This window comes from Rhizobium brockwellii (assembly GCF_000769405.2).
Classification (GTDB): domain Bacteria; phylum Pseudomonadota; class Alphaproteobacteria; order Rhizobiales; family Rhizobiaceae; genus Rhizobium; species Rhizobium brockwellii.
The window spans coordinates 334824-352208 of the sequence record NZ_CP053439.1 but is presented as its reverse complement, the minus strand read 5'-3'; the positions used below and the strand labels follow the sequence as shown (position 1 = coordinate 352208).

18 protein-coding genes are annotated in these 17385 nt (G+C 59.9%); all 18 read right to left on the bottom strand.

The window, feature by feature from the left end; genetic code table 11:
- Nucleotides 1–102: 102 nt before the first annotated feature.
- Nucleotides 103–666, bottom strand: coding sequence for a rod-binding protein (locus RLCC275e_RS01785; RefSeq protein WP_033181600.1), 564 nt, complete (start codon nt 664–666; stop codon nt 103–105).
- 32 nt (nt 667–698) lie between these two features.
- Nucleotides 699–1112, bottom strand: a complete 414-nt coding sequence (locus RLCC275e_RS01780) for a hypothetical protein (RefSeq protein WP_003556585.1) — start codon at nt 1110–1112, stop codon at nt 699–701.
- Nucleotides 1113–1119: 7 nt separating this feature from the next.
- The gene (gene fliR, locus RLCC275e_RS01775) at nt 1120–1872 is read right to left on the bottom strand and encodes a flagellar biosynthetic protein FliR (RefSeq protein WP_033181599.1); all 753 of its coding nucleotides are present in this window, start codon (nt 1870–1872) and stop codon (nt 1120–1122) included.
- Nucleotides 1869–3956, bottom strand: a complete 2088-nt coding sequence (gene flhA / locus RLCC275e_RS01770; protein ID WP_003556580.1) for a flagellar biosynthesis protein FlhA — start codon at nt 3954–3956, stop codon at nt 1869–1871. Before flhA ends, fliR begins: the two co-directional genes overlap by 4 nt.
- 293 nt (nt 3957–4249) lie before the next feature.
- On the bottom strand, nt 4250–4516 hold the full coding sequence (fliQ, locus tag RLCC275e_RS01765) for a flagellar biosynthesis protein FliQ (RefSeq protein ID WP_003556576.1): 267 nt from the start codon (nt 4514–4516) through the stop codon (nt 4250–4252).
- Nucleotides 4517–4615: 99 nt separating this feature from the next.
- On the bottom strand, nt 4616–5044 hold the full coding sequence (gene flgD, locus RLCC275e_RS01760; RefSeq protein WP_033181598.1) for a flagellar hook assembly protein FlgD: 429 nt from the start codon (nt 5042–5044) through the stop codon (nt 4616–4618).
- Nucleotides 5035–5484, bottom strand: coding sequence for a flagellar biosynthesis repressor FlbT (flbT, locus tag RLCC275e_RS01755; protein WP_003556571.1), 450 nt, complete (start codon nt 5482–5484; stop codon nt 5035–5037). Before flbT ends, flgD begins: the two co-directional genes overlap by 10 nt.
- Nucleotides 5481–5828, bottom strand: coding sequence for a flagellar biosynthesis regulator FlaF (flaF, locus tag RLCC275e_RS01750; protein WP_033181597.1), 348 nt, complete (start codon nt 5826–5828; stop codon nt 5481–5483). Before flaF ends, flbT begins: the two co-directional genes overlap by 4 nt.
- A gap of 34 nt (nt 5829–5862) precedes the next feature.
- Complete coding sequence (locus RLCC275e_RS01745) at nt 5863–6909, bottom strand: flagellar hook-associated family protein (protein WP_003556567.1); 1047 nt, start codon at nt 6907–6909, stop codon at nt 5863–5865.
- A gap of 3 nt (nt 6910–6912) precedes the next feature.
- Nucleotides 6913–8400: a flagellar hook-associated protein FlgK gene (gene flgK, locus RLCC275e_RS01740; RefSeq protein WP_033181596.1), complete on the bottom strand. Its 1488-nt coding sequence runs from the start codon at nt 8398–8400 to the stop codon at nt 6913–6915.
- Between the two features lie 19 nt (nt 8401–8419).
- The gene (locus RLCC275e_RS01735; protein WP_033181595.1) at nt 8420–9727 is read right to left on the bottom strand and encodes a flagellar hook protein FlgE; all 1308 of its coding nucleotides are present in this window, start codon (nt 9725–9727) and stop codon (nt 8420–8422) included.
- 126 nt (nt 9728–9853) lie between these two features.
- Complete coding sequence (gene rem / locus RLCC275e_RS01730; RefSeq protein ID WP_003545558.1) at nt 9854–10525, bottom strand: transcriptional activator Rem; 672 nt, start codon at nt 10523–10525, stop codon at nt 9854–9856.
- 280 nt (nt 10526–10805) lie between these two features.
- Nucleotides 10806–11363 (bottom strand): lytic transglycosylase domain-containing protein, encoded by a 558-nt coding sequence (locus RLCC275e_RS01725; protein ID WP_033181594.1) that lies wholly within the window; start codon nt 11361–11363, stop codon nt 10806–10808.
- Nucleotides 11311–12735 carry a flagellar hook-length control protein FliK gene (gene fliK / locus RLCC275e_RS01720; protein ID WP_033181593.1) on the bottom strand — a complete coding sequence of 475 codons (1425 nt, stop codon included), beginning with the start codon at nt 12733–12735 and terminating at the stop codon, nt 11311–11313. Before fliK ends, RLCC275e_RS01725 begins: the two co-directional genes overlap by 53 nt.
- The gene (gene motC, locus RLCC275e_RS01715) at nt 12732–14027 is read right to left on the bottom strand and encodes a chemotaxis protein MotC (protein WP_033181592.1); all 1296 of its coding nucleotides are present in this window, start codon (nt 14025–14027) and stop codon (nt 12732–12734) included. The genes fliK and motC overlap by 4 nt, the downstream gene beginning before the upstream one ends.
- 4 nt (nt 14028–14031) lie before the next feature.
- On the bottom strand, nt 14032–15351 hold the full coding sequence (locus RLCC275e_RS01710) for a MotB family protein (RefSeq protein ID WP_033181591.1): 1320 nt from the start codon (nt 15349–15351) through the stop codon (nt 14032–14034).
- The gene (locus RLCC275e_RS01705) at nt 15348–15977 is read right to left on the bottom strand and encodes a hypothetical protein (RefSeq protein ID WP_033181590.1); all 630 of its coding nucleotides are present in this window, start codon (nt 15975–15977) and stop codon (nt 15348–15350) included. Before RLCC275e_RS01705 ends, RLCC275e_RS01710 begins: the two co-directional genes overlap by 4 nt.
- A gap of 203 nt (nt 15978–16180) precedes the next feature.
- Nucleotides 16181–17143, bottom strand: coding sequence for a flagellin N-terminal helical domain-containing protein (locus RLCC275e_RS01700; protein ID WP_033181802.1), 963 nt, complete (start codon nt 17141–17143; stop codon nt 16181–16183).
- Nucleotides 17144–17385: the final 242 nt, after the last annotated feature.

Here is a 17385-nt window from a genome sequence, read left to right as displayed (position 1 = left end):
CTTAGAGCATGATGCCGAAAATGTGCGCGGTTTTCGGACGACATCACGCTCTAACTCTGTAATTGAGAACAGAATTCAGATTTCAGCCCAACGGGCCTAAAATCATCCTGTTCTGTCGGTCTTGGCTTCGGCGGTCGGCGTGCCAAAGGTCTTGCGCTGGAAGTCGTCGATCATGCTGAGCGCGGTGTTGCGATCATCGTCGTCGGTGGAGGCATTGACGATCTTGCCTTCCTGCCGGCGCAGCTGCTCGCTGTACATCTGCTTGGCGATGCCGATGCCGTCTCCCTTGGCCATGGTGTTGCCGAGCTGCTCGGCCATCATGCCTTTCCAGATATCGCCGGTCGCGCCCTTGCCGTAGACGTCTTCGCTTTCGCTCGGCAGCATGGACTTGACGAAATTCTGCAGGACCATGGCCTCGAACTTCCGGTAGCTTTCCGGAACGTCCTCGGCCTTGGTGCGGTTCTGGATGTTGGCGAGGCCGCTCTTCTGGCCGATATGATCGAGAACGTCGACCGTATTGGAGAAGCCCTTGCCATTCTCGGCGAGGCTCGTTGCGGCAAAGGCCGCACGATTTGCCTTTAACTTTTCCTGGGCTGCCTGGACCTCCATGGGGTCGGCAGCTTTGACAACGTCCAGGACCAGATCACTGGGGGGCGAAATAGCCACGTTACAATCCTCTGAATTTAAGATCGTAACGACTATGGTTTTTGAAGCTTGCTGGAGGCTGGCGTTGCGAATTGCTGATCGATGACATCGTAGACGGCGTTGTCCTCGTCCTCGCGGCGCTCGGCTTCGAGAGCTTCCTGCATGCCCTCGTCGAGGCGGTCGCCCTTAGCGCGCTCGCGCGTCAGCCGCATCTCGTGGATCTGCTGCATGCCGGTCAGCTGCTGGTCCTTGATGGTGAGCCTGCCGAATCGGTCGGCGTAATTCTGCGAGAAGGCGTGGTGGACGGGGTCCATCGAGCCGAGCGCGAGGATGACGTCGTCCATCGCCACATTGACCTCGACGCGCTGACGGCTGGTTTCGGCCAGGTCGTTCTCGGCCATTCTTTCGATATGCCGCTGCACCGAGAGTAGCCGCTTGAGCTTCTGGGAGCGCTTCTTTTCGATCATATCAGCCTCATCGCCCGATATAGATCGAGCCGAAGGACTGGCCGAACTGGCTGACCATCGCCGCAATCGAGAAATAGATCAGGAAGAGCCCGCCCATCAGCAGATAGGGCGTGGAAATGAAGTAGACCGGGATTTGCGGCGCCAGCTTGTTGATGAAACCGATCGAGACGTTGAAGATCATGCCGTAGATCAAAAACGGGCTCGCCAGCCGCAGCATGATGTAGGTGGTCTGCTCCAGCGTGTCGGTAAAGGAGATCAGCGTCGCGCGCATCTGCATCATGCCGCCGAAGGGCATGGTCGTGTAGGAATCGATCAGCGCGCGGAACACGATATGATGGAAATCCAAGATGAAGAGAATCATGATGCCGGCAAAGGTAATGAAGCCGGAAAGGCTGGTCTCCGGCGTGTCTTCGACGATGTCGGCGGAACCCGGCTGGGTGTAGCCGACCATCATCGCGATGATGGTCGCGGCGAACTGCATGCCGATCGTGTAGATCCTCGCCAGCATGCCGTACATCACGCCGATCAGCGATTCGCTGAAGATCAGGCCGATATAGGTTCCGGCACCGGTGTGAACGGCCGGATAGACGGTGTCCCAGAGCAACGGCATGACGGCGATCGACAGCGCGCCGGCGATGAAGACGCGCAGCTGTTCGGGCACGCGCGCCGAGGAAAAACCCGGAAGAGCCAGCACACAGCCACCGATTCGGCAGAAAACCAGAAACAGCGCGAGAACGGTCCCTTGCGGGTCTGTTATCATGAAATAGAGCCCAAAATCTTTATCTCGATGCCCTTGGCCAGTTCGACATGCGACAGGACCGGGAGCGTGGCGAACAGCCTCTCGATGATCATGCGCACATAGGAGCGTGTTTCAGGCGACGTTACAAGGGCGAATGGCAGGCCGCGATCCATGAACTCACGGATAACTTTGGTGGCCTGCTCGCTGAACTCCTCCAGGCTGCGCGGATCGATGTCGAATTCGATCACCTCGCCCTTGGCGTCGCGCTTCAGGGCCTGGTGGAAGGCGAGATCCCACTTGCTGCCCAGCCGCAGGACGCGCAGCACGCCATTGTCGGCGAGGTCGCCACAGAGCTGCTGGGCCATGCGGATGCGGACATGCTCGACGATCTGCTCGGTTTTCCTGACATGCGGGGCGAGCTCGGCAACCGCCTCGAGAATGAGGTGCAGGTTGCGAATCGAGACGCGTTCGGCAAGCAGCAGCTTGAGCACTGCCTGCAGGCCTGAATAGGACATGTGCGACGAGCAGATCTCGTCGGCAAGCTTCTTGTATTCGGGATCGAGCCGATCGATCAGCACCTTGACGTCCTTGTAGGACAGCAGCTGCGGCAGGTTGTTGCGGATGACCTCGCTCATATGGGTCAAGACGACGGAGACGTTGTCGATCGGCTGGAAGCCCTCGCGTTTCAGATCGTCGGCGAAGTTTTCGAGAATCGAGACGGCAGGCATGCCGAAAGCGGGTTCACGGATTTCGTCGCCGGGAATGCTCGGCCGGCGGCCGGCGCCGGTCACGACGAGGACTTCGCCGACGCGCAACAGATTGGAGGCAACCGTCGTGCCGTGAATGCGGATCTGGTAGGACTTCTCGGCGATGGCGATATCGTCGGTCACCTTGATCTCGGGCACGACGAAACCGTATTGCGTGGCGAACTTCTTGCGCATCTTGCCGACACGGAAGGCGAGCTCCTGGTGGGCGCCGAGCAGGCGCGTCGAAACCATCTTGCCGAGTGCGAGCTCGATCTCCGAGGTGCGTAGCACTGCCTTGACCGAATCCTTTTCAAGTTCCTTGTTCTGGACGACCTTCTTTTCTTCCTGCTCGCGGCGAAGCATGTTCTCTGCCTCGACCTGACGCGGGATGAACCAGGCGCCGAAGGCGAGAAGACCACCGAGAGATACGAAGGGCACGAAGGGCAGGCCCGGCATCAGGGCCAGGATGAACATCAGCACGGCCGAGACGGAGAGCGCGCGCGGATAACCGCTCAACTGGTTGACAACCGCCTGGTCAGTGGAGCCGGTGGTTCCGCCGCGAGAGACGAGAAGGCCAGCCGCGAGCGAGACGATCAGAGCCGGCATCTGCGCGACGAGGCCGTCGCCGACGGAGAGCTTGACGAAGACGTCAGCGGCTTCGCCAATCGGCATGCCGTGGCGGAAGTAGCCGATGATGATGCCGCCGAAGATGTTGATGCAAGTGATGATCAGGCCGGCGACGGCATCTCCGCGCACGAATTTCGACGCACCGTCCATGGCGCCGAAGAAGGAGCTTTCCTCCTCGAGTTCCTTGCGCCGGCGCTGAGCTTCCCTCTCGTCGATGATGCCAGCCGAGAGATCGGCGTCGATCGACATTTGCTTGCCGGGGATGGCATCCAGGGTGAAACGTGCGCCGACTTCGGCGATACGCGTGGCGCCCTTGGTGATGACGATGAAGTTGATGGTGATGAGGATCAGGAAGACGATCAGACCGATGACGAAGTCACCGGACATCACCAGGCTTGCGAAACCGGCGATGACACCGCCCGCCGCATCGTGGCCCTCGTGACCATGCGAAAGAATGACACGCGTCGTCGCGATGTTCAACGCCAGTCGCGTCATCGTCGCGATCAGAAGAATGGTCGGGAAAGACGAGAAATCGAGCGGTTTCTGGATCCACAACGCGACCATCAGGATCAGCACCGAGAGGGCGATCGAGAAGGCCAGTCCCATGTCGATCAGGAATGGCGGGATCGGCAGGAAGAGGATGCAGATGATAACGATGATGCCGAGGGCAAAACCGACATCGCGCAGATTCGGGGCGACTTTCGGAAGGGGGAGTGCGGGTGGTTGCGCCATGACGATTCCGTCTCTTCATGAGAGGAGGCGGGCATGCGGCCCGCCCATTTCGAATCGAGAGTTAAATGGCGAAGCTTGCGCGAAGGTGGCTCAGAGCGGTTCAGCTTTTCATGGAAGCGTAGAACCGCTCTAACCTTTTGTTTCTAGGCAATCCCCGGCAAAAGCGCTGCGCACTTTGCTGGAATTGCTCTAAAGCGCGTCGCGATCTTTCAGATTCGCTCTTCGCGCTTTAGGCCTTTGTTTTTGCGCATGTCGTTATCGCAAAACCGCCGCACACTGTTGCGCGACATGCTCTAGAAGCCGGACTGGATGCGCGAGAAGACGAGATTGGTGAAAATCGAGACCTGCGAGCCGACGAAAGGCGCAGTGACGCCGACCGTGATCAGTACCGCGACGATCTTCGGCACGAAGGTCAGTGTCGCTTCCTGCACCTGGGTCAGCGCCTGGATCAAGGCAATGACGAGACCCACCACCATCGCGACGATGACGGCGGGACCGGCGGCAATCAGGACGGTCCAGATCGCAGCCTGGAACAGATCCAATGCATCAGCTTCATTCATCCGAAGGCAACCTCATATCGCCTTGAAGTGGCCCCGCCGTGGCCGGACCGCCATTGATTGGTATCAACCGAGCCATACGGCGCACCGGCGCCGTGGGTATCAGGTATCGCTGGTCGGTGCCTTGTCGGCAACAGTGATTCCCGCCTGCACGAGTATATTACCGCCAGCCGTGGTTGTCGCAATGATTCCGTCGGAATAAACCTTGACGGATTCAATGGTGCCTTTGACGGTGCCGTCGGCGCTTTCCATGTATTTGCCGACATAGCTGCTGGCCTGGGTGAGGCTCGAGCTGGCGAGCAGCGTGTCCAGCTTGGTGTTGGTCTGGATCGTCTGTTCGACCTGCGAGAAGCTCGCCAGCTGCGACATCTGCTCGCTGGCGTCGACCGGATCGGTCGGATCCTGGTTCTTCATCTGCGCGATGAGCAGTTGAAGGAAATTGTCGTAGTTCAGCGTCGCCTTCTGCTGGGCCGAGCTGGTCGAGCTCGAAGTGCCCGTCGTGCTGACGCTTGATGTGGCATCTACCGCCATGGTGCAATCTCCCTGCGAATCTGCTCGACCATCGTCGGCGGCATTTCGTGGTTGTTGAGGATATTGTCTTCGATCGCGTAGAGGCCGCGGATCGCCTTCAACGCATCGAAGGCGCGGCCCGTCGAGACGAGCGCATCGATGCGCTTCAGTTCTGCGAGGATCTCCTCGTTCTTGAAGCAGGAGAGCAGCATGGTGATCGACTTGCGGAACAACGCCGTCGAGTGGTCCTTGCCCTCAGGGTTGATCAAGATCATCTGCGCAATGAAATAGAGCTGACGCAGCGGCGTCGTGGCACCCTCCGGCTGGAGGACGTGGTTTTCGAGAAGGAACGTCACATCATTCAGGAATTCCAGCGCGACCTTGCGGTCGACGCGTAGGACGGCGCCGTTGATGAAGATTCTTTCTCCGGCTTTCAGAGAAATGCGAAGTGTACTTTTCATTTAAGTCCATCCCTGATGATGGTGGTAACGTCGATGATGCCCTGGTAGTTATTAGACTGACGTCTTCTGATCCTGTCGCATTCCTTCAATATCCAGATCGCGATCGAGATGAGGTTGGCCCTGAGCCCGATCTCCAGCTGGTTGTCGGGATGTTTGAGATCCTCGATGAAGCTGATCCACACCCGGCGGGTATAAAACAGGGCTTCAATGGCTTCCCGGCCGTATTTTTCCTTTTCGCGCGCCGCCGCCAGCAGGTCTATGGACCGGTCAAGAACCTGCCATTCCCGCTCTTTCGCGTCGGCCACCGAGTCCTGCATGACTTCGGCATATGAGAACTGATACATTCATGCATCCTTCTTTATCGCGCGCCTTTGATCATCAAAGGTAGTTTACGAGACTCAACTGCTGGATCTTCGAGACGATCGTGTAAGCGGTTTCAAGCTGCGTTTCCAAAGTCTTGACCAGGGTCGAGGCTTCGTAAGGATCGACCCCCTGGAGATCGACGAGCTTGTTCTTGATGATGTTCGACTGGGCGTCGAGGGCGTCATTGGACTTCTTGACGCGCTCCTGCGAAAGGCCGAGCTGGCTTGCCTGCGTCACGAGGCCGCTGGTAGCCTTTGTCGTATAGCTGATCGCCTGCTTGGACACCGTGCTCATCGCATCGCTGCTGAGACCCTGGCCCAACAGCGCCGAGGTCATCACCGAGGCGAGCGCGAAGTAACGCATGCCCTCGGAATTGGCATTGGTCGAGGATTCGATCACTTCCGAGTTGCTGATGCGGCTCGTCATGTTCTGGCTCGATGCCTGTGACCAGCCGGTCGTCGGATCGGTCCAGGCAGCCTGGCTGAACATCGGCTCTACCGTCGTGGTGATGAAGGTGCTCATTTCGGCGCCGGTGAGATCACTGACCGCCTTGCCGAGGCCCGTTGCATAGGTGTTCAACTGCGTGACAATGGCTGCGCTCGTCGCGGTCGTCTTGTCGGTCAACGGTTGCACATCGGTGTTGATGCCCGAGAACAGATATTCGCCGTTTACCATGGTATTGGCCGTGTCCATCATCGTGGACAGGGCGCTGGTCGCCGACTGGATGGCGACGGTGATGCTGCCGGGATCGTGGCTGCCCTGGAGCGCCGTCAGCTTCGAAACGAGGCCGTCGCCGACGTCCTTCATCTTGGAAAGGCCGAGCTGCGAGGATTCCATGCGTGCGGTGACGAGCGAATTGCTTGATTTGATCGAGTCTATCCTGTCGACCTCGCGGCTGAAATCGACGCTCCTCGCGGCATTGCCGCCGAGCGAGATACCGATATCCGCATAGACTCCCGTCGTCGCTTCCATCGTTGCCTTCGTCATCTGGTTCTGCGCCTGACGGATCGTCAACCGCATCGCGTTCTGAATGGCCGAACTTGAAATAAATGAGCTCTTCATGGCTTAACTCGCAATATCCAGCAATGACTTCAACATTTCGTCAACGGCGTTCAGGATCTTGGTCGCCGCCTTGTAGGACTGCTCTATGTCGAGGAGCAGCGTCAGCTCCTCGTCGAGATTGACGCCGGTCTCGTTGGAATAGGCTTCGTCGGAGCGCGACAGCGCCGCCGAGGTGTTTTCCGCCGCCGTCGTCGCGTTGCTGCGGTACTGCTCGAGCCAGCCGAGGGAATTCGTGGCGTATTCCATGATGCTGACGTTCGAATCGATGCCGGTCGTAGCGTCGAAGCCGACCGCCGGTCCCGCCGCCGGATCGAAATCGATGTCGGAGCCCAAGGCGGTATAGAGACGATCGAGGTCTGTCGTATAGCCGCTGAGGTGGGTAGGATTGTTGACGACGCCGTTGGCGTTGACACCGCCATCGCGCAAGCGCATCGGATCGCCGCCCTGCGAGGTGATAACGGTGCTGCTGACGCTGATGGTCGACGCCATGCCGGCAACCGCAGCGCTGCCTGTATCGACCGTGCCGCCGCTCCAGGTGAAGAGACCGGGCACATAGGCCGGCGTGCCCGACGTGCTCTGCTCCTTGAAGAGCGAGACCAAGCCGCGGGCGATTTCATCGAGCTGCTTCTGGAAGTTGGGAGCGATCTCGTCACGGACCTGCAGGAGCGACTGAAGGCTCCCCTGCCCCGTCGTCGTCGACCCGCTGCCGCGCGGAAGTGCCACACCGTCAACATAGACCGAATTGCCGGTGATGGTCGCGGTATAGACGTCTTGAGACTTGAATGTCACCTTGCGCGGGACCGTCTCGAAGAGGATCGTCCCGTCAGACGTGCTCAGCACCATGTCGTTATTGTCGCGCGTCGTCGTGTTGACGCCGACGATCTGCGAAATCTGCTTGAGAGCCTTCTCACGCTCGTCGAGGGCGCCGGATGCATCCGCACCCGAGGCCGTGGCGGTCTTCACCGCGTTGTTGGCCTTCTCGAAGTCGCTGAGAAGCGTATTCAGCTTATCGACGTCGGTGGCGATCTGCTTGTCGGCGGTGGCGCGGACGTCCTGAACGGATTGCGAGGCATTGTTCAGCGAGTTGGCGACGTCCTGGGCGGCGGTGATGGCCCCCTGGGCGGCGACGGTGCTGCCAGGCGTCGTGCGGAAGGCCTGAAGCTTCTGCTGGAAAACGCCGAGATAGGTGGATGGCGACGTTTCGTAGTCGTTGCCACCCACGATCGACTTGAGGTCCTCGAGACCGCCGAGCAGCGCCTGCTGGGCGCTGTCTTGAGAGGATGTCTTCAGATATTGGCGCAGCAGCGCATCTTCCTGCGCCCGGTCGATCTTGACAACCTGCGCGCCGTTCAAGGACGTGGTGAGCATCGCCTGCCGGCGCACGTAATCTTTGTTGCCGGCATTCGAAATATTGTTCGATACGACACTGCTCTGAGTGCCCGTATTGTTGAATATGTTCTGCGCGGTATTAAGTGCTGACGTGAGCGACATGGCTTACCCGGTACCTTGCTTATCTCTTGAGGTTGACGAGAACGTCCATAATGTCGGACCCCGTCTGGAAGACCTTGGAATTGGCGGTATAGCTGCGCTGCGATTCGATCATCTCGGTCAGTTCGCCGGCGAGGTCGACGTTCGAGCCTTCGAGGGCGCCTGACTTGATCGTGCCAAGACCGTTGGTCTGCGGGAAGCCGGTGACGGTGACGCCGGACTGACCGTTGGCGCTGTAGACGTTGCCGCTCTGGAGCGTCAGCTTGTCCGGGCTGGCGACGTTGGCGAGCGGGATACGGTAGAGCGGCTTGTTCGTGCCATCCTCGTACTTGGCGTAGACGATGCCGTCGCCATCAATTGTGACGTCCTTGACCGGGCTTGCAGCCTGGCCGTTCGGCGTACCCGTGCCGGCAAAGGCGGCGCCGAGCTGCGTGAAGCCGGAGAGATCCATTTTGATGGTCTGACCGGTCACCGTATCGGCGATGTTAACAGAGCCCGTCGAATTGGTTATTTTGCCGGTGGCGTCGAAATCGAGCGTGGTTGTGCCAACGGCGCCGCCAGCGCTGTATGGAAAGGAGCTCGTGCCGCCCGTTGCCGCATTGGCGTTGCGGAAGATCGCAACTTGCCAGCTGCTGTTAACGGCGGGAGGTGCCGGCGGCGGCGTCGCCGCGACCGAGGTCTTGGTGAAGTAGAAATCGTACATCACCTTGTTGCCGAGCGTGTCGTAGGCGACCATCGAGAACTTCTTGGTATCAGCCGTCGTGGTGGCGGCGTTGGCGCTCGGCAGCGTCGCAGGAGCGACCGGGGCGATGTTGGCGCCAGAATCGAGATTGCCCTTGAAGACCCCTGAGGTCGAGGCGATGGCGGTCAGCCCTTCCTGGTTGACGTTGACAGGAACGAGGCCATCGAAGCCGTTGACGACAACAGCAGGAGAGCCGGCGTCGTAGGAATAGCCCATCAGCATGAAGCCGGCGGCATTGACGAGATTGCCTTCGTCGTCCTTGGTGAAGTCACCGGCGCGGGTCAGAACCGGCGTGCCGTCAGCCCCCTGAACGATGAAGAAGCCATCGCCCGAGATCGCAAGATCGGTGCCCGAGGTGGTGTAGGAAATATCGCCCTGGTCGGAGACAGACTGGCGGACCGAGGACTGAACGCCGCCGGAATTGTAATTGCCGCCCGAGGAGGGCAGAACCAGCGATGAGAAGCTCGTCGACACGGACTTGTAACCGGTGGTGTTAACGTTGGCGATATTGTCGGCGACCGTGCTCAAGCGGTTGGCCTGAGCGTTCATCCCCGATACTGCCGTCTTCATGCTGCCGAAAATGCTCATCTGAAAACCTCGTTTTACCTGTTATGCACGAGAGTATTTGTCGGGCCTTGCGTGAAGCTGTCTGTCATTCGAGCTGCGAGGCCGCTTAATGCGGTTCAGCCGGGCGCCGCCGCCCGGCCGAGAAAATCAGGCCCAATCGATGCAGTAGCCAAGGAAGCGCTTGGAATCGACCGGGTCGACACCGAGCTTTTTGCGCAGCTTTTTGCGCAGCTTCGAGATGTGGCTTTCGACGACGTTCTCCTCGACCTCTTCATCGAAGATGCCGTAGATGGCATTGAAGATCTGGGTCTTGGTGACCCGGCGACCGCGATTGGCGATCAAATATTCGAGGATGCGGCGCTCGCGCCTTGGAAGTGCGAAGACTTCACCGTTGATCTCGGGGTCGCGGCCATCCGAGAAGACGCGGATCCCGCCGATCTCGGTGTAATTGGTGATCGCCTTCAGCCGGCGCCGGATCGCAGCCGCTCTTGCGAGGATTTCGCGGGGGTGCACCGGTTTGCGCACCACGTCGTCGACGCCGCAGTCGAACAGCGCAAGGGTGTTTTCGAGCGAGTGCTGATCGCTGACCGCAATTACCGGCGCCATCGACCGATCCCGGATCGCCCGGGGCAGTTCGAAGTTGCGCTGGCCCTGACCGATCAGAAAGGCCTCGACTGCAGCTATATCGGAATCGGCGGCGGTCTGTACCCACTCGCCGAATTCCGCTGGATCAAAGCCGGTGGAGGGAATGCCCTCACGACCGAACAGAGATGTGTATCCATCTTTCACGAGCTCACGCTCATCAACCACTACGATCATTCGTCCGCCTCCGAATCAGTGTGGCACTTCGATGATCTATGGGTACGAATCGCACGAATCGGCGACAACTCGTTAAAGTTAATGGCAGAAACTAATAATTGATTAAGATCCGGGTAGCGATTTGATCTATATCTAGTGGGTACGCCTGATTATGCGCACCAAAATTTCGTGGAAAAGTTAACGATTGGTTAAATATGACTTGCGTAGGGGATTCATGCCGGATTCCTGCCACATTGCGACACAGTTTCGTCACAATACGGCTCTTCTATCTTTAGTTGAATCAATTTTGACAAAAGTTACTCGCATTAGGAGTCCACTTGCCGTAGCCCGTGGCGACCAGATTGGCGATGACGCGGCAGACATATTGCTTTTGTGCCGGATTGTTGTTGGGTCCGGCGTGGTATCTCGCTACCGCCATCGTCCACGTCTCGTGACGCTCATGCAGGTTGCGGAGGAATTTTGCAGCATACTCCACGTTCCGATGCGGGTCGAACATCTCCTCGGCGGAGCCGAAGTTTTCGCCGTGATAATAATGGTTGATCTGCATGCAGCCAATGTCGATGAGCTTGGCGCCGCTGTTGCGGGCGACATCGAACTGCCGCATCGCGTCCTGCTCCGAGGGCGGAAAGATCGCCTTGCCTTCGACGTTCATGGCATAGGGATAGAGTGAGCCCTTGCGGCCGGTTTCCGTCAGACCAACCGAATAGAGGATGCCTTCCGGGATGCCGTATTTGGCCGCTGCCGACTGGATTTCGCGTTCGCAGGCGCCGGTGGAGGCAACCGCCTCAGAGGTAAACGCCGCCAGTGCCGCTGCCGCCGCCAGTGCGAGCGTCTTCAATACCAGTCTCGCCTGCACCATTGAAGCCTCCGTCCGTCCGCTGTGCCGTCTGATTGTGGCGCTCGCGCGCCTCGCCGCCCTGCCCCTGCTGGGGAGGCGATTGCTGTTGGGAGGCCTGGCCCTGGTTGCCAGCGTCAGGACGCTCGACCGGCGCCATGCTGATGGTGACGTTTTCGACCGCGTAGCCCTGGCTGCGCAGAGCTTCGAGAATCTTGCCGTGATCTTCCTTCATTTGACGATAGGCCGCCCCTGTTTCGACCTTAAGGTCGACGTTCAGGGCGTCGCCGGACAGGCGCATGGTCGCCGTCACCAGGCCGAGATCGAGCGGGTTCATCTGGATCTTCAACGTATTGACCACCTTGCCGGTGCTCGTCCATTCCGCCGCGTTGGAGAGAGCCGAGCTCGGCTCCATGGCGCGCGCCCATTCGGAATCGCCGGAGAGAGCGGCGGTAACCGCAGCGGAATTCGAATTCTGCATCAGGCCGATATAGCGACGCGATTCGAGCACCGAAACGTTTTCGACATCGGCCTTCTTCGAGCTATCTTTCGGACCGGCCTGATCGGCGCCGATGTAGACATCCATCGACACGCCGCGGCCATCTGCGCGGCTGATCCTGAATGTCTTGCCATCAGTGGCTTCGGCAGCTTCCGATCCGGGGACCTTGATATTATCCGCCTTGCCGCTCTCGACGTTGCCGCTGACGGCGGCAAGAGCGTCGGACGCATGGCCGCCCGCCTTGGCGTCGAGTTTCTTGTCGGCCGCTCCAGCCTCGTCGACCTTGGCGGACACGTGATGCGCGGTGGCCGCCGGCAAAGTCACGGCCCCGTCGGCGGGCTCCTGCTTCAGCAGACCCAGAACATCGGAAATGCCGCTGTCATCATCGTCGCTGGCTTTGTCCGTATCGGTTTCCAGCGCATCGGCCTTGGTGTGTTTGCCGCCCTTGGCTGCCGGAGCGACCTCGCCTGCGGGACTGTCCTTCGGATCGAGCTTGCCGAAGGCGAGATCGTCCGGCATTTTGATCTCAGCCTTTACGGGCTTTGCCGCGGCCTTTTCAACACTGGCAATCGTTTTCGGCTGCACCTCCGCCTGTGCCTTCAGCGCGGCGTCGCCAAGATCGATCAACGGCTTTGCGCTGCTGCGGCCGCGGATCGTCCGCGCCACTTTCTCAGCGCCTCCGTCGGCAACCACGCCCTGATCCGGCTGCGCATCGTCGGCATCGTCATTGGCAGCACTGCCGCTTGCCTTGGCAAGCGCGTCGGAAAAGCCGTTTCTTTGGCCGGCGGCATCGTCTTTTCCGGCCGGTCGCGCAGATTTCGCAATCGCGGCGGACTCCGCACCGGGGGCTCCGCCCGAGACGCTCATATCCATCATTGTTCGTTGCCTTCCTGCGCCAGAAGACCGTCGATCTCGTCGAGCTTGGATCGATTGGTCGTCACAAATGCGTTGAATGAGGGGTCGGTATCCTGGCCCTGGCCAGTCGATGCCACACCTCCCGGAACAGGCTCGGGAAGCGCGCCTGGCGCTCCCGGTTGCGCAGCTATAGCTGCAGCCTTTTCAGAAGTGATTTCTTGATGGTCAGTGTTAGGATCCGAGGCTTGCGTCAGGCTTGCCGGGTCGGGAGCGCGCAGGATCTGCTCGGCAACGGATCGCGCCGCCTCCTGCAGCGCCTGATCCCGCGGCGAAAGCGCATTGCCGTCGATACCGCTGACATTCTTCGCCGCCCGGTCGATATCCTCCGTCGGAAGGCCGGCCATGCCGCCATAGAAATCCGCGAGCGGACCGAAGGCATTGTCGGTGCCGGCGCCAAGCGACTGCACACGTCCGACCGCCATGCGCGCCAGCTCCGGCTTGCCTGATATCGCGGCGGCGCGGGCGATGCGCAGATAGACCTCGCGCTGGCGCGGAGCGTCCATGAAGGACAGGATATCGATGACGTCCTGCGGTTTCACGTCGTGATCGTGACCGACGACGAGCGTGACGAAAAGATCGGCGAACTGGCTGGCATAAGGCGAATGCAGGAAGCGTCTGACATAGCGCTGCGAATAGGCCATTCCCTTATCAAGCATCCCCTTGTCGACGCAGATGGCGACAGAGCGGCGCAATGCCGCCTCCTCGACGATCGTACCGGGTGCTGCAAGGCGCGCCTGGTCATAGAGATCCAGCGCGTCTGTCGGTTTCGTCGCGATCAATACGTTGCCGCCGATCAGCGCAAGATAGGGGCCGATCTTCTTGTCGCGATATTCCCTGGCCGTCTCCTCCAGGGTCTTGGCGACGAGCAGCCCTTTGCCGCTCAGATATTTGCGCAATACATCGGTGACGCGGTTGTCGAAATAGCCGTTGACGTCGTGGCCTATCAGATATTCGAGCGTCTGGGGATTGCCGCCGCTCATCGCATAGATCAGCGCTGCGTCGACATTGCGGTCGTCGTCGAAGATCGAAGGATCGACGGTGCGCAGCCGTTCGTCGATCGTACCCAGCATGAAGCGCTGCATTTCGCCGGCCGAATGATCGCCGCTGACGACGGAATCCTGCACGAATTGCAGCGACCGCAGCATCTTGTACGGCGCGAGGTCGTCCGGATCCTGCGCGTTGCCTGCGGCCGGCGAAAACATCGCCAGGCCAAGGGCCACAAATCCGACGTAGCGATGCTGCCGACGCGCCATTCGACTATCCTTGATCCGCCTGCACCAGAATCTCGATCCGGCGGTTGGTCGCGTTGAACGGGTCAGATGGCAGCTTCAGCCGACGGTCGGCGAAGCCGGAGACCTGCGAGATACGTTTCTCGTCGAGCCCGCCGCGCACAAGCATGTAGTAGGCGCTCTGGGCGCGATCCATCGAAAGCCGCCAGTTCTCGTTTTGCGTGCCCTTATACTGACGCCCGTCCGTGTGGCCGCGGACGGCGACCGCACCACCCCTCGCCTTCAGGATCGCGCCGATTTTTTCCATGGCCAGCACCATCTCCTGGCGCGGAACCGCAGAACCGATATTGAACATCGAATCGTCGGTCTGGTCGGAGATGCTGACCAGCAATCCGCCCTCGGACGCCGTCACGGTCAGACCTTCGGCGAGCTTGCCTGCAACACCGCCGATCTGCTGGGCGATCTGCGCCTGCAGTTGCTCTGCTTCCTTCTGCTGCTGCTCGGTATCGGCCTCGCTCTTGTCCGCATCCTTCTGATGATCGGCGTCTTTCTGAGCTTCGGCCTTCTTGTCCTCATTCGACTTGCCGGCCGGCGCCTTGCCGTCCTTGGCTTCGACCGCGCCCTTGGTTTCCTTCGTTTCTTTGGCGGCCTTCTGATCGGTGGTCAGCGGTATAGGCTTCATATCCTCGACCTTGGCGATTTCGCTTGTCTCGCTCTCGACCGCCTGCTGGTCGCTCTTGCCGGGCGGCAACGTCTTGCCGGCCGTCGTGACCTCGACCTGTTTCGTCCAGAAATCCGGATCGAAGGGATCACGATAGGCCTCGCCGCCATCGGCGCCGGTGGCCGGGCCGGAATCGGCGGCACCGCCGTCGCCCTTGGCGCTGACATTGGCCTGCTGGCCGACTTCCTGGGCGATCTCGGCCAGAACCGAATAAGGATTTTCGAAGAAATCAGCCTCGGAATAATTGGTTTGGTCGCCTGATGTCGATGTCTGGTCGTCACCATCGGCAGCAGCCTTGCCGTCGTTCGGATTTTCTTCCTTCTGTTTCGACTTCTCCTGCTTCTCCTCGCCCTCGGCGTTGTCGACGGGCTTCTTCAGACCCTTCTCGGTCGGCTTTTCGTCGGAGAGTTTGATCGGATTGAAATAGGTCGCGACCGAGGCCTTGGTCTCCTCGTTGGCGGCATTGACCAGCCACATGACCAGGAAGAACGCCATCATCGCCGTCATGAAGTCGGCATAGGCAATTTTCCACGCACCGCCATGGGCGCCATCGTGATCACCGCCGCCATGTCTCTTGACGATGATGATCTCGTTCTTGCCGTGGTGGTGGTTTTCGCCTTCGCTCATTCCAGAACTTTCTTCAAGCTGGCCGCCCAGGCGGACATACGGGTGACGATGACGGAATCGCCGATTTCGACGGCAAGATCGATATCCTCGGTCTCAATGTGACGAACCACGCCTGCATGTTCGCCGAGCCCGGCTTTCAATGTGTCGAAAAGCCGGGTCGGGCCTCTGACGACGATCGCTCCGGCCGCGCCCTCAAGGATCGCATCACGCAGCAGGGCGGCCAGGCTTTCGGCAGCCTTGGCGGCAAGCGCTTCCGTCATCACAGGCGCAATGGCCTGGGCGGCGCCGGCGCTGACCAGCTGAGCGACCTCTTCGGCGATATCGCGGATGCGGGACGCAATGACCGCCGCCGCCTCGACTTCGTAGCGAAGCTTCAGTTCCTCGAGTTCACGCGCATGGACCTCCGCCAGCGTCCGCGCCTCGCGTTCGTATTTGTCAGTCAATTCCGCGGTCGCTGCGGCATGACCTTCCGTATAGGCTTCGCGGCGCTCCGCCTCGACGTCGATCGCCGGTTCGCTCGGCATTTCGGGGAAAGCGTCGCCGCCGAAATCATCCATGTCGATGATCGGCGCTGACGATTCCGGTTCACCGAAATCCTTCAAATACCGGGAAAGCGCAATGCTCATAAAAAACCATCCAGCATTCGGGAGGCATGCAGCATGCCCGCCCCCGCTTAAAGTGACGTTGTGCGCCGGCATCCCCTTCCAAACGGGCAAGGGCCTGACCTTGCGCCGGCACGGATTCGGACGATGCCTTCATGCCGGAAACTAGGCAGTCAAACTTGCGCGAGGATGAATGGCACCGCCGCCACCCGTGATCGCGCCCTCCCCTATTCCAGCAGGATCAGGATCTTGCTTGCGGCCGTGTTGAGGATCGAGATCGCTTCGACGGCCATTTGTTTCTGGGTTTCGATCGCCTTCTGCCGGATCGAAGCCTCGTCCATGTCGGTATCGACGAGCGCACCGACGCTCTTGTCGATCGAATCGGACAGATCGGCGGTATAGTCGATCTGATCGTCGATGCGCGTCTTCATCACGCCGATGGACGCGGCCGTCGTCGTCAGCGAGGAGAGCAGCGAGTCGGTGACGTCAAGCATGTCGGTCAGTTGCGCATCGGTCGTGTTCTTGCCAATCGCAATTTCCGTACCTGTCGCCGGCGTGGTGGAGTTGGCGTTCAGCAGATAATAATTCCGCGACGTCGTGCCGCTGTTATTGATCGCATTGGCATCGACCGACTTGGTCAGCAGGCCGCCGCTCGCATTGTTCTTATCGACGAGAATGGTCTGCGAGGATGGGAAATCGATGGTCTGGGCCTGATATTCGCCGGTCGGAGCGCGCACGAAGCCAGAGATGACCTGCCATGTCGGCGGCGCAGCGGTGTCGCCATTCAACAGCCAGTTTTCACCCGCAAACGACGTCGATTCGACGACCGTCTGCAACTGTTCCTTGTATTCGCTGATCTCGGCATTGATCTTGTCCTTGTCGGCGCCCGGCTCTCTTGCCGAAACCAACTTGGCGCGGATCTGGCCGATGAGATCGATCGCCGAGTCCATCGCCGTGTAGGTCGCATCCACCTTGGCAGCGCCGAGACCGAGCGCGTCTCCGATCGTTCCGAGATTGGTGCTGTCCGAACGCATGACGGTCGCGACCGACCAGTAGGACGCATCGTCGGCGGCCGTCTCGATACGATATCCCGAGGACACCTGCTGTTGGGTCTGGTTGGCTTCTTTGTTGATGCTGCGCAGCACCGCAAGCGCATTCACCGCGGCCGCGCTGGTAATCTTAACGGTCATCGACAGGTCTCGGAATCGGGGTGAAAGGGCAGGCCGGATTGCCGGCAGCGACTGAAGCGGCGTCATGCCTCCGGCAGAATTTCTACCGGCGTGTCGCAAAAGCAAATCAACTCGAGGCGAAGTTAACTCGATAACAACCTGTTGGGCAAGAGCGCAGCACCGAGCCTGGCGCCGCGATCGCAATGCCGACCAAAGCTTTGATATAAAAGAAAGAACCGCGCCATTTCGGGCGCGGTTCGGGA